We start from the raw sequence: 13,166 nt of genomic DNA, 5'->3' as shown, positions 1-13,166 counted from the left end.
ATAGAACTCTTTAACATTTTAAAAGGATTCCTCGGACTAAATTCCACACTTCCAAAGGAACGAGCCCTAACCAGGAAACGTCTGTATATTCTTGTCCATTTAAAAAAACTTTTTCGCTTTTGTCATAAACGTAATTTAGAAGGCGCTCGCTTATCGAAGAATTTCTATGGATAGCTAATTTTTCATAAATTTCTTCAGGCAAAATCTGGTTCGGAAGAAACATAGAAAATTCGAACGGAAAATTTAAAATCTTTTCCGGATCGAGAACTTTCAATTCCAAATATTTATTATGGTATTCTCCAGGATCTTGAAATCCGTATTCTTCGAAACGTATTGGACTTTTTAATCTTCCTAGAATATAAAATTTCTCTAAAGTTTTAAGAAGAATCGCTCCGCCTAGTCTACCTATGTAGACTAACGTGTTTTTTTCAGACTCCAATCGTTTATAATTTTTTTTAGAACTTTCTTCTTGTATTTTAGAAAATAACTCCAACGCCTTGATCGCTTTGATTGCCGAAGAATCTTGAGATTGGATCGTAGAAGGATCCATAGTTGTAAAAGACTTCATTACGTCTGCGACAGGAACCGAACCGTTAGACGCTTCTTCTTGATCGCTCACGATGGAAGTGAACTTTTTGATAAAAGCTCCTCGGATTTTAGTGACGTTCAAGTTTAAAGAAGTATTTTCTAAGTTTGTACTATTTTTTAAATCTCCGGTAGAACGAAGAGAGAAACCTTTTTTTTGTCCTTCTTTTAGACTTGCGTCTTCCAAAGAATATTTGTTCGTATAACCCCTGGGAGTTATCATAAAACCTTCATAGATAAAAGTATTACTAGAACCTACGATTACAGTAGTGTTCATTCCAATTTCGTAATTTAAAAAGTTGTCTAAATCAGAAAGAAATACATTTTGTTGTTTTCTATAAGCGCTTTTTATAAGAGCAACCGGAGTATTTCCAGAACGATGTCGTTTAATAATTTCAGAAGCTTCTACGATCTGTCTTTGTCTTCGTCCAGAAGCGGGATTATAAAGAGTAATTACAAAATCACTTTTCGCTGCACACTCTAAACGATTTGCGATCACAGACCAAGGAGTGAGAAGATCGGAGAGGGAAATTCTCGCCGTATCATGAACAAGAGGAGCTCCTATAAGAGAGGCACAAGAACTATCGGCGGTTATACCAGGAATGATTCTGACCTCGGGAGATTCTTTTTTTTTCCATCCTATCTTTCTCAATACTTCAAAGACTAACCCGGCCATTCCGTAAACACCAGCGTCTCCAGAAGAAATCAAAGTGACAATTTTACCTTCTTTGGCGATGTGAACCGCCTCTTGTGCTCTACTTATTTCTTCTGTCATCCCGGTCTGAGTTACTTGTTTGCCAACTAATCGGTGTTTAATGAGATTTACATAAGTTACGTAACCAATTACAAGATCGGCTTCTTGGATCGCATAATAAGCAGCAGGTGTGATATGTTCGTCGTTACCTGGTCCGATTCCTACAATGTTCAACCTACCTTTTTTCATTTGTCTGCCTTTAAAACACTTCCGTGCAAATTTGGTCGTTTAGGGTGTGGAATACGGGAAATTGCGACTGTAAGATTTTTACCGTTAGGCGCCTCTTTATATTTTTGTTTTGTAAGCAGAAGAGAATCTGCACCGGAAGCGAGAAGACTCGCTGCCTCGCTCACCGATTTTGTTCCCGTAAAAACTTTTACGGTTTCGGAAGGAGACTTCACTTGAGAAACACGATCCAATTCTTCTGGAGAAAAAAAGATCAATTCCCATCCGTATTTTTGAGAAAGTTTTAGAAAGGCGGTTTCTTCCTTTTTTAAATCGATCGTTGCAATTGCACGAACGCTTTGGATCGCAAATCCGTTTTCGTCTAATATTTTATAAATTCCGTTTTCTGCCGTCTCAAAGGGAATATTTCGATCACATCCTAAACCTAGAATTAGTGTTTTAGTATAATATAATACACAATTTTTATAATGTTCTTTATGTGTCTTGTGGACGTTACTTCTATCAGTGGCGATCAAAAGAATTTCATAATCCTCCGGTCGTACATTATTTAGAGAAATCGCATATTCCACTCCTTTAGGGAGTGTTTTGTCCAGAGGCCACCAATTCGGTTCCCCAGTCTCTTGAACGAATAAGACCTTTGTTTCGTTGACTACGGCCGCACAACCTTTAGTTACGTTTCGATCCGGATTTTCCAAAGTCCAGCCGAGTTCCCTACCTAAAATATCCACTGTTAAAGTTTCAGAAACGTCGGAAGCGGTAGTAATCACGGGAATGTTATTTAATATTTTTGAAAGTTTTTCTGTAAAAAAGTTTCCTCTTCCTACGTGACCAGATAAAACACAAATTGAAAATTTGGCTTTATCATCAACACATAGAACAGCGGGATCTACTTTCTTATTTTCTAATAAAGGAGCGATCATACGAACTACGGCGCCGACGCTGATGATAAAAATGTGACAGTCGTATTCCCGAAAAGTTTCTCGCAACGTTTTATCCATAGGAAGAGAAAGTAGTTTAGAATTTGATGGAGCGTCTTGGATGAACTTAGCGGAGACAAAAAGGTCCACGTCTTGCCAGACGGCTTGAATTTTTTTAGCAATTTCTAACCCGTGTTTTGTAATTACAAAAACGGAATATTGTTTTCTACTCCGTTTCACAGTTTTGACCTCTAAGTATACCTTTCCGTTTTCGAATCGATAAAATAACCGTCGAAAAATAGTCACAACTTTCGTTTTGAATCGTTTCTAGATTTGTGACGATTTTTTGTCTATCCGTGGTTGCATAAGAAACGTAACTCGCATTTTTAATAATATTCAGTTCTTTTAATGTATCAATAAGCTGAGGAATAATCTGGCCCACCTTTGTAAGAACGATCGTATCGAAATGTTTCACAAGTTCGGGTAGTTCCTCAATTCCATAAGTTCCGGGAATTACACAGAAACGTTCTCTTCCATCCGCGAGAGGAATTTGAAGAACGGCTGGAATTGCAGTAATAGACGAAACCGCAGGAATAATTTCTATTTCGATTCCGGGCCAACGATCATTTGCTTCTTCTAAAAGATAACTCCAAGAACTGTAAACGGAAGGATCACCTTGAGTAATAAAGGCAACGTTAAGTTTTTTTTCCAGACGTTTACCAATTTCTGTAAATGCTTTGTCCCAAGCAGGAATAAGAATTTTCGGGTCCTTAGTCATCGGGAAATGAAGAAGTAATTTTTCTTGAGAAGAGTTTTCTTGTACGATAGGAGAACAAACTCTCCAAGCAAATGGCTCTAGGTGCTCACTAGTTTTAGGAATTGCTAATACGTCTACCGAATTTAAAATTTGAACGGCTCTTAGAGTAATTAAATCGGTGGCGCCTGGACCTACTCCCACTCCGTATAATTTTCCGTATCGATTCAAACTCACGTTTTCTCCGGTTTTGTAACTTTAAAAATGTGAATCGGATTAAGAGCCTCGTAGCGAAGATAATCTTTTAGGACTTGTCCTCTAGAAACGTTTAAAAGGGTTACTTCGGGTATAAGTTTTAATTTTTTAAAACTCTGATAAATTTGAGAAACGTTGTCTATGGTCACTGCGTTTACTACCAAACTTCCTAGAGAAGACAACCTATTTAAGGAAATTCTAATAATCTCATAGATGTCCCCGTTGGAACCGCCTATAAAGACACAGTCTGGATCTGGAAGTTTTTCTAAAACTTCCGGAGCCTTTCCCGAAACTACATATACGTTATCCGTCTTTTGAATAGAAATGTTTTGTTTACAGATTTCGATTCCTTCAGGATCAACTTCGATCGCATAGGATCTACCGTTTTTAGCGATTTGTGCGGCTTCGATAGCCACAGAACCCGAGCCAGCTCCAATATCCCAGATTATACTATCTTCTCGGATGTTTAAGAATGCAATGGAAAGAATTCGGACTTCCTTTTTAGTGATCAGCCCTTTTTTGGGAACTCGTTTAGAATAACTTTCCTCCGAAACGTTAGGTACAACCGGAGGAGGTTTCCAGTCGGTCTCATTTCTAATAAGAATCAAAACGTTTAAAGGATCAATTTCTTCCTCTTCGCTTAACAATTTTAAGTCAAATTTACGAATCCTTTCTTTTTCTCCCCCTAAGTTTTCGCATACAAACGCAGTCCATTCAGATTCTTTAAAAGACAATAAATAAGAAGCGATTTCCCTCGGATGATTGATTTTATCCGTGAACAAAGCAACTTTATTAAGAAATTGTAATTTAGTAATCAGTCCTTTTAAAGATCTTCCATGTAAGGATAAAATTTTGGCGTCGTCCCAAGGGATTCCAATTTTTGCAAACGCGTGTTGAACGGAACTGGGTGCCGGAATAAAATCTACGTATTCAGACCCTACTTTTTTACGGATCAAATTTCCGATTCCGAAAAACAAAGGATCTCCGGATGCAAGAACACATATCGTATGTTCCGAAGAAAGTTCTGCGATTTTTTTGACAGCTTGGATCAAATCATCTTTGAATACTATTTTTTCTCCGGAAAATTGGGGAAAAAAATCTAGATGCCTTTCACCACCTGCGAGTATTTGAGCTTTGGCAACCGCATTGACCGCGATACTCGATAATCCTGGACAACCTTCGTCGCCCATACCGATTACAGTAACCGCCTTCATATTTCTCCTCTTTTAGAAGATAACAAAAGAAGTGCATGAAGAATCGCAACCGCGATTGTACTTCCCCCTTTTCTACCCATTGTAAGAATATATGGAATCGAATGAGCATTAGAATATTCTAATCTTAGAATAGTCTCTTTGGATTCTTTTGCGGAAACAAAACCCACCGGAACTCCCACAATAAGAGCCGGCTTGATCCCTTCTTGACGAATCAGTCTTTCGATTTCGAGCAAAGCCGTTGGCGCGTTACCTATCACTACCAGAGACTCATTCAAAAGATTGAATGAATTTGCTTTTTGAATCGATTCGATGGCCCTGGTAGAATTTTTTCTCTTAGCGTTTTCGATTACGTCTTCGTCCGAGATGAAACAATATGTTTTGCAACCGTAAACTTTAAGTCTTTCCGGATTCAGACCGGCCAAAATCATCTGAACGTCACATACGATCGGACATCCTTTTTTCAACGCTTGGATTCCAGAATCGATCGCTTGTGGATGAATTTTGGTAATGTTTTTATAATCAAAATCCGCGGTCGCGTGTATAATTCTTCGGACCACTTCCCATTCTTCTTGTGAAAAAGAATGAATTCCGGCTTCTTCGTCAATAATCGAAAAAGATTTGTTCTCGATATTTCTTCCTAGATTAGTCATTTGTCTCATATCGTTCATAAATTTAAGCCAACGTTTTGAGAGAAATTTTCACACTTCCCTAAAAGTTTTCCGTCAAAATCCACCATATAACAAGAAATCATTATATTCGTTCCGGCGTGTTGAGAACATTTTTCGGCTACGATTTCGCAGATTTTAGTTGTGATTATCTCGTATCCAGTTGCTTTACAAACTTCTAATACGTGTCTTGCAGTATTTGCATTTTGAATTTCGATTGCGACCTCTTCCGGAACTCCCATGGATCTAGCGATCATAGACAACATTTTAGTATTTACTGAAGAACCACCCCTATGAGTCATCATCACGCCGTCCGCCATCTTAGATAATTTACCAATCATTCCTACGATGATCGTGTGATGAATTGATTCTTTAACCGATGTTTTTATACCGGTTCCGATAAAATCTCCTACTTGGATAAAGGAAAGTTCATTCAAATTTGGTAATAGATCCATAGCAAACTTTTCGGATTTACCACCCGTCGTGAGAACGATCGTATCAATACCGTATTCTCTGGCCATCTGTATCGCTTGTATAACACTTGCTTTAAACGCGGCCGTAGAATAAGGTTTTACTATACCCGTAGTTCCTAAAATAGAAATCCCACCTATCAAACCTAGGCGTTCATTCATAGTTTTTTTAGCCATTTCCTGACCACCTGGAACGCTTATTTCCACCTCAGCGCCGTTAAACGAACTACCTTGTAATTCTTCTAAAATCATCTCGCTGATGTTCTTCCTGGGAACAGGATTGATCGCAGACTGGCCGATTTCAAGACCGAGCCCCGCTTTCGTAACAACGGCAACACCGTCTCCACCTTTTAACTTGATTTTGTTTTCTTTTGTTAAGCGAACTCGTGCTGTAAGTTCGGCGCCGTGTGTACAATCAGGGTCATCCCCTGCGTCTTTAACAACACTGCAGGTTGCAATCTCTCCTTCAAGTTGGCAACGTTTGACCGTAAAAAGAACTTGTCTTTTGTTAGGAAGGGTCGTTTCAATTTCCAAGACAGGCTTTCTATTTAATAAAAGTCTAGTCGCAGCTTTAGCCGCCGCTGCAGAACAAGCGCCTGTAGTAAAACCTTCCTTTAATTCTTTTGCGGCCATAGTCTAACGACTTGTTATCTCCGATTTTTTTGTAGAATTAAAAAACGTTTCCGTACCTATGAATTTTTCGTCCAATCCACTTTTTAAAAGAAAGTCTTGGGCAACTCGAATTAATTTTCCGTCTCCTGCTAAAAAGGCGCTTTGGGGAAAATCGAAGGCAACTAACTCTTCTTTAAGAGAACGAATACATTCTTCGGGTCTATTTGGATGATTGATTTTAGAAACGGAAATCACATTCAAAAAATGGAATCCTTCTGGAAGTCGTTTTAAAATTTCTTGGACGGAGATGGATTTCTCCTTAAGAAAAAGATACCATAACACATAAGTGTCTTTAAGTTTATCTCTCCATCGCAAAGAATGGAGAATGGAATGAATAGTCGTGATTCCAATATCGGTAGCAATTAAAAGAATTTTCCCTTTTTTAGGCCAATTCGGATTTTCTACAAATTTCCCCCAAGGACCAGAAAATTCTAACTCGCTACCAATTGCAAGATTCGGAATATGATTAGATATAAGACCACCGGTTACCGGTTGGATACAAATTTGAAATTCTTCTTGTTGTGTGTCAGAAGAAAAAATGGAGTAAGCCCGTTTGATTTCTTTTCCGTCTTTTGTTTTAAGACCGGAGTTGAAAATTACATACTGACCTCCTAAAAAGTTAAGAGGTCCGTTTTTAGAAACGAGAGTGATTATCGCAGAGCCGTTCTTTTTACAAATATTTTTGATTTCGGCTCTTTTAGAAGATTTTGCCATGTCGATTATGTTGGAAAAATTTCGTGGACGAAATCGTGTATTTCTTCCAAATCCCGAAAGAAATTTTGAAAAATAAAAACAGAATTTTTTAATTCGAATTCTATCTTTTTTGTTAAGATTAAAAGAGAACGATAATACGCCATTTTGGGATCGTCTTTTTTCATTTTTGAAATTCTTTCCTCTAAATCAGTTAAAGATATTTCGTAAAACTTAATAAGCGATTCAAAATCTTTTGCCTCCGCCAAAGAACGAATCGGTCCAGTAGATTCTAACGCAACTCCGATTTCAGACTGTTCATGTCGAATTGTGACTTCATCTTTAATTCCAATTAAATTCATCATACCCAACCGCAACGCGGCAATTTCGTGACATGCCAATGTTATACTCCTCAATTACTACATAATATTATCTACAAGTCTTGTGACCAATCTGTCATTTAACAAGTGTTCGGCGACTAATTCTTCTGCGTCGTTTTCGCTTACTCTTTGATACCAAATTCCGTCTGGATAAATTACCACGGTCGGGCCTTCGCCACATCTGCCCAAACAAGAACTTTTAGAAACTCTAAACTCAGATTGTCTTTCGTGTTTTCTGATAAAGGAACGGATTTTATGGATTAAAGAAATACTACCTTGATTTACACAATCCACGCTATCGCAGACAAAGATATGTTTTTTAAAATTTCGATGAGGAAACTCATGAGGAGCCGCCTGAGTATGAGTTTCCAAATGTCTCATACTCCAAAGAAGAGAGTTCAAACCGCCCACTTTATTTTTGAGTCCAGGAATAGAAACTCTATACTCACAGTTATCACAAGGTAGGGTCGCTGTACCAGAAAGCGCCTGTGAGATTTTTTCGTCAAGTATCGGATACAAAATCGGATCTGGACCAAAATGAGAAACCGTTTCGATTTTGATCCAAGGATATTTTTCCGAATATTCTTTGGCTATATGAGAAATCTTTTGTATTAGTTTTCCATAAAATAGAAAGTAAGGAATAATCAGAATGTGTTCCGGCCTCAATTTTATACAAATTTCTAAACTTTCTTGTAAGAGAGGTTTTGTAATTCCGATAAAACAAGGTTTTACAAAAAGAAAAGAAGAAGACTCCTCGAAAAAACGAACCGCTTTGTAAAAGTCTCCGTTGGAATCGGCGTCAGAGGCGCCCCTTCCTACCACGATCACGGCGGTTTTTGATTGGATTCTAAACGACTCGTTTTGTTTAGATCGTATATGCAATAAATTTATAATGTTTGAATGTATTCCCAAAGGCATTGCGGAAATGAATCTATGATTAACAAATTCTCGTTTTAGATCGGACAAAACCAAAGAAATATCGTTTTTGACGTGATTAGAAGCAAATAAAAATAAAGGAAATATCAATATTTTATTATGTGTCTTTGAAAATTCTCTAAGTACGGTTTTGACGTCAGATTTTGAGAGTTCTACATATGCGGTCCTGATTTCATATTTCGGGTGAAGATTTTGGTATCCTTCTACGAACTTCTTAAATTCTCCATCGTAAGTAGATTCTCTACTTCCGTGTCCTATGATAAGAATTCCAGGAACATTCATATTTTATTTAAGCCTTTTTCTGTTCCTTTCGAAAGAGGTAAAAAAGAAAATTTGATTCTATTTTTATGAAACTTTTTTTTACAAAGAAGGAGTAAAATAGAATTTCGACAAAATCACTTATTTGCGTATAAACAATATACATAAAATCTCTTTCTTTAAAGGAACAAGAGCGACTAACGTTTTGATTGCCTAAATAAAACCAAAACGTTCTTTTATTGTAAAAATTTGCTTAAGTTACGGTCGCCTTATTTCCGAGGTCGAAACGTACTTCAGGAATTTCATAAGCCGTATTCTGACTTGAAATCTTTCTACTCGACACGCCTTCCCAGGTAGTTGTCCCAGTGGCTTAGTATGTCTTTCGTCCTTCTTACAGCGGCGGATACCGTGACGGATTTTAACCGTCTTCCTATCTATGTGTAATGTAGATAAACCTATGAAAAAACTGTGATTCCAGCAAGACTGGAAACGATTTTTTTGGGAAGTATATTTTTTAATCCGATATGAAAAAACTGTATTTTCAAATTAGGAAATCAATTTTATGAAAAAATATTTTTGAAATAAGCTAAAATACTTAAGTAATAAATCTGAAATAATATAATAATTTTATAAAATTATAATTTATTTTATAATACTTGAGTATTACTCATAACTATATAATAAAGTACCTAATATTTTACATAAAATCAGCGTTTTGTGATAGAATTAACGGTATTCAATAGAGTTGTTGAAAAATTCCATAGTGGCGATTAACAAAACTGCTTCAATTGCCGATTTGCATAAAATAGAAACAGATGGAGAATTAATTTTTCAACAACTCTAATTTTATAGAGATCAGTAACATTCTGCTGAAAATGTGGACTCAATATAAAAATCAGAAAAGGCAAAAGTTTAACTTAAAATTATGTAATAAAGTATATCACCAGTGTTTGACAGATCGTGTTCTAAATTGTAACTAAAAACGAAATATTATATTAAGCTTCTTTCATGCAATTTATTGACTGAAGCTTGAAAGCGCGGTCCGATAACGCCCGGTCTTTATAAAAAATTTACATGATTGAAGTATAAATTATTAGGTTGGATACTTTTATCATGTAGTTTTGAGTAGAAACCGTAGTTTTGGAACTTTGTATCAATTTACATCCTGATAATAATTTGTGGGAACTACCACTGAATCTAACGATGAAAATACGATTTACAAATCCATAAACTTCCCAAAGAGACTTAACTTGTAGGAACTATCACAAATCACAATTTTACAGGTAAATTTGGGGAATGTAGGAACTCATACTTTTACAAACGTTCTGATCTTACAAAACAGATCGTTTCAAGTTTTCATTGAAAGATGAATCACTCAAAAGTTCATAAAATCTTATACTTTACGCGGTTGGTAAAAGATAGAATTTTAAAGTAAACTGAAATTGTATGAGTTCCCACATCGGGAATATTTTACGGTTTGATCAAGTCACTGAAATACTTAAAATTAAGATAAAAATTACATAAAAAGGTTTAGAAATTCAAAATAGAATCAATTCGTAGAAACAAACAGGTTGGTAAAAACTCTAACTACGAGTTTGCGAAAAACGATATAATCTTACACAAATCTTTAAAAAGGAGGATATAAACAAAATCAAATTTACTTTTTAGAGTTGAAACCTCACTTTATCCAATCTAAGATAGAATCGTTCGAAGTTTTGGAATTCAATTGTAGGATTCTTGAAAAGAGCTCTAAGAATCCTGCTTGACCCTCAAAAAAAGAAACGTATATATTTTGCATGTTTTTTTTGGCCCAAGCACGTCCAGTTCTTATCTGGCCGGAATTTTCTTGGATTCCGGTCATCAACGGAACTATCTTTGTAGCTCTAGTTTTACTTACAGGATATTATCTAGAAAAACGATTTCGTAATTCCATTGCACGCCGCGCTACGCTAAGAGCGAAAATTCTAAAAAAATTGCCACTTACTTACATGCACGGAAGGGACGTAATTCAAATCCATTCCTTTTTAGATAACGCTGGAGTTTCCGTTCTTCAAAAAATTGCTGATTCTTCTTCCTGGTTTCAGGAAGTATTTCTTCCAGAACTTGCAATTTATCTTGCACATCAAGGGGAACTTCCCGCTTGGAGAGACGCAACCATATTCAAAAAATTGCAACATCTCGTACACGATCTAGGTCCTCATCCAAAAAAAATACTACCGGTAGTATTCTTAACCGATGGAGAAGAAGCCTTCCCCGGTCTTTTGTATTCTGGACCTCCTGGACCGGACTTTGTACAAAAATCGATTCATGCAAAAGTATTCACAAAAAAACTCTATCATTCATTTCCGGTTTCTACAGGAGATAAAATTCACGTTTTATATTTAGGAGAAGATAGAGATTGGATTCGTTTTGACGCAAAAATTTATAGCCTAAACGGAAACGATATAGGTATTCAAGTAGAAACGGCTCCCGAAAAAGATTCTGAAAAAACAAGGGCTTGGGGTGGAATTCAAATGGGAGGAGGAATTTTAGAAGATTCTACTTTACCAGACAAGTTCCAAGGAAGTTTGTCTCAGATATTAAACTACGGTTCTATAAGTGCTTCTGGTACATCTGAAATTCAAAGAAGAGTGCAAGCATTCAAAGAACATCCTGGTCTAGTTCGAAAGGAACACAAACCGGAAGAAATACAGACATTTATAGAACTCTATTCGGCGTGTTATGCGAGATATAGATCGGACATCTCTCCGGTTCCAAAACCAGTTTTACTCTTTTTATATTTCTTTTATATGGACGAGAATTTACTTTCTCCCACAAGAATCGTTCAACTCTATGAAACTCTAGAAAAAATCAAAGACACACAAGACCCATATCCCTCTGATCATAAACTTGCGGTTTACTTTTTACCGGAATGGCTAGGACTAATACTTTCCGGAAAAAAAACTCCTTCCAGAAATCATCTCGCACAATCCTACGAACAAGTCCGAGCCTCTATGGTCCGCAAAACGGGAACGGACGAATACGCAGGAGACAGTGGGATCGAAGATCTGTTACATCTTCTAGATTGGGAATTAAGCAATTTATTATTCAACGGGCTGATCGGAGTTTCCGCCAATCCAAATCTTGCTTATCCGATTCTTTCCGAAGATCAAATGTATGGAGAAACGGACGCATTTTTAGTCACGCGTGAAAAAATAAATTCGGTCGTGGACCACGTTCATAAAATAGATAAACATCTTTTTTACAGACAAATTTCTTTCGAACCAGAACAAACTCCTGGCAAACCGGAACTTGCAATGAAAGAAATCTGTCCAGATTGTATCATACTTCCCGTGTTCGGAAGTAGAGGAGTTTTATGGCAAGAAATTACTTCCGGACTTAGTTCGAGAGGAAGACTTGTGTTTCCGCAAATCCTGAACGAGAACATGACTCTTGCGATTACAAGGACTTTAGGAGAATTTAGATGGGAAATGGAAAGAACGGTTCGAGGAAGAAAGTGGAAAGATTCCTCTCCTCCTTCACTAACTTCCGAATACTATCTCTATCTGGAGAACTATCGAAAATCCCCCGCTCTTACCCCCGATGCAAAAAAAGGAATCGATCAACAACTATTAAAATATAGAAAAAATCTAAAGGATATGTTCGCCTCGGATTATTCGTATTGGATTCTGTTCGAGTCCTCCGGAAAACTCAGACTCAATCGAGTAGCCAGAGACATACTCAATCGATACGTTCCCTTTTCTCCTCAACTAAGAACCGAATTACAAAAACATCCCATTCTCAAAGAATCGATGGATTCTTTTGAAGCCAAAAAAAGAAGACTCGTTTCGGGAATCAAAAAAAGATACAACCCCTACTTCCAAGCTGGGAACGTTCCGGTAGAGGTTGTAGAAACGATCCGATTTTTCGAAGAAATGTAAGAATATTATAATAATCTTTCAAAGGCGGAAGTGCGCCAGTCCTTTGTAACAAAAAACTTAGAATGACAAACGGGACAGCCGTAATTCCCAGAAATTCGAATTTTCAAAAGATGAAAACAAACAGGGCAGTGAACGAGTATATCTTCAATAAACGAAGAAACTTCTTCCCCTTTGGAATTAGTGTTTAAATGTAATTTTGCAGAATCTCTATCGGAAAAAACTGAAATTTTATCTTCACTTTTTACAGAAATTTCAATTCCAGTTGGTACAGAACAAATCGCGAATTTAGAATTTGGAAAACGTTCTGGAAGTTGATTGAGTATAGAAGTACCTTCTAGGGTAGCAGACTCGAGTCCGGAAGCGTCTAAAAGAACTCTACGTGGAGCCTCGGAGAGTTCTTCTAATTTAGAAAGAATGATCTCTCCCAATTTAAAGTCCAGATCTCCTTGGAGGTTAATAATAATTTCTTTCAAGGTATAAGAACCGATTTATTCTACTATTGGAGTGAGG

Annotated in this window: 11 protein-coding genes and 1 riboswitch; of the genes, 1 reads left to right on the top strand and 10 read right to left on the bottom strand. The window is 36.9% G+C overall.

The genetic code is table 11. The annotated features are described in order from the left end of the window. Window positions 1-10: 10 nt before the first annotated feature. From cobJ to LEP1GSC049_RS217160, 9 genes are read right to left on the bottom strand one after another with little or no spacing between them, the layout of a single operon-like run. The gene (gene cobJ / locus LEP1GSC049_RS217120) at window positions 11-1,528 is read right to left on the bottom strand and encodes a precorrin-3B C(17)-methyltransferase (RefSeq protein WP_004757585.1); all 1,518 of its coding nucleotides are present in this window, start codon (window positions 1,526-1,528) and stop codon (window positions 11-13) included. Continuing rightward, window positions 1,525-2,682, bottom strand: coding sequence for a cobalt-precorrin 5A hydrolase (locus tag LEP1GSC049_RS217125; RefSeq protein ID WP_004757445.1), 1,158 nt, complete (start codon window positions 2,680-2,682; stop codon window positions 1,525-1,527). Before LEP1GSC049_RS217125 ends, cobJ begins: the two co-directional genes overlap by 4 nt. Further along, entirely contained in the window at window positions 2,669-3,427 is a 759-nt protein-coding gene (gene cobI, locus LEP1GSC049_RS217130; protein WP_016560699.1) for a precorrin-2 C(20)-methyltransferase, read from the bottom strand. Before cobI ends, LEP1GSC049_RS217125 begins: the two co-directional genes overlap by 14 nt. Window positions 3,428-3,429: 2 nt before the next feature. Next, window positions 3,430-4,665, bottom strand: a complete 1,236-nt coding sequence (locus LEP1GSC049_RS217135) for a bifunctional cobalt-precorrin-7 (C(5))-methyltransferase/cobalt-precorrin-6B (C(15))-methyltransferase (protein WP_004762660.1) — start codon at window positions 4,663-4,665, stop codon at window positions 3,430-3,432. Beyond that, window positions 4,662-5,333 carry a cobalt-precorrin-8 methylmutase gene (gene cbiC, locus LEP1GSC049_RS217140; RefSeq protein WP_004762693.1) on the bottom strand — a complete coding sequence of 224 codons (672 nt, stop codon included), beginning with the start codon at window positions 5,331-5,333 and terminating at the stop codon, window positions 4,662-4,664. Before cbiC ends, LEP1GSC049_RS217135 begins: the two co-directional genes overlap by 4 nt. Continuing rightward, complete coding sequence (locus tag LEP1GSC049_RS217145; RefSeq protein ID WP_004750179.1) at window positions 5,330-6,433, bottom strand: cobalt-precorrin-5B (C(1))-methyltransferase; 1,104 nt, start codon at window positions 6,431-6,433, stop codon at window positions 5,330-5,332. The genes cbiC and LEP1GSC049_RS217145 overlap by 4 nt, the downstream gene beginning before the upstream one ends. 3 nt (window positions 6,434-6,436) lie before the next feature. Continuing rightward, a complete protein-coding gene (locus LEP1GSC049_RS217150; protein WP_004757394.1) occupies window positions 6,437-7,186 on the bottom strand; it encodes an FAD-dependent oxidoreductase in 750 nt (249 codons plus the stop codon). A 5-nt stretch (window positions 7,187-7,191) separates the two neighbouring features. Further along, window positions 7,192-7,563, bottom strand: coding sequence for a DUF3209 family protein (locus LEP1GSC049_RS217155; protein WP_004762781.1), 372 nt, complete (start codon window positions 7,561-7,563; stop codon window positions 7,192-7,194). Window positions 7,564-7,581: 18 nt separating this feature from the next. Further along, window positions 7,582-8,760, bottom strand: coding sequence for a CbiX/SirB N-terminal domain-containing protein (locus LEP1GSC049_RS217160; RefSeq protein WP_016560693.1), 1,179 nt, complete (start codon window positions 8,758-8,760; stop codon window positions 7,582-7,584). Window positions 8,761-9,026: 266 nt separating this feature from the next. Then, window positions 9,027-9,210: riboswitch (cobalamin riboswitch) on the bottom strand. A 1,322-nt stretch (window positions 9,211-10,532) separates the two neighbouring features. On the opposite strand from LEP1GSC049_RS217160, the gene LEP1GSC049_RS217165 reads away from it, so the two are divergent. After that, window positions 10,533-12,656: a hypothetical protein gene (locus LEP1GSC049_RS217165; RefSeq protein ID WP_016560715.1), complete on the top strand. Its 2,124-nt coding sequence runs from the start codon at window positions 10,533-10,535 to the stop codon at window positions 12,654-12,656. Between the two features lie 5 nt (window positions 12,657-12,661). Here LEP1GSC049_RS217165 and LEP1GSC049_RS217170 read toward each other — a convergent pair whose 3' ends face one another. Continuing rightward, window positions 12,662-13,129 (bottom strand): hypothetical protein, encoded by a 468-nt coding sequence (locus tag LEP1GSC049_RS217170; RefSeq protein ID WP_016747941.1) that lies wholly within the window; start codon window positions 13,127-13,129, stop codon window positions 12,662-12,664. Window positions 13,130-13,166 lie beyond the last annotated feature (37 nt).

Origin of the sequence: Leptospira kirschneri serovar Cynopteri str. 3522 CT (assembly GCF_000243695.2) — a bacterium.
Lineage (GTDB): Bacteria > Spirochaetota > Leptospiria > Leptospirales > Leptospiraceae > Leptospira > Leptospira kirschneri.
This window is presented reverse-complemented; position numbering and strand designations above follow the sequence as displayed.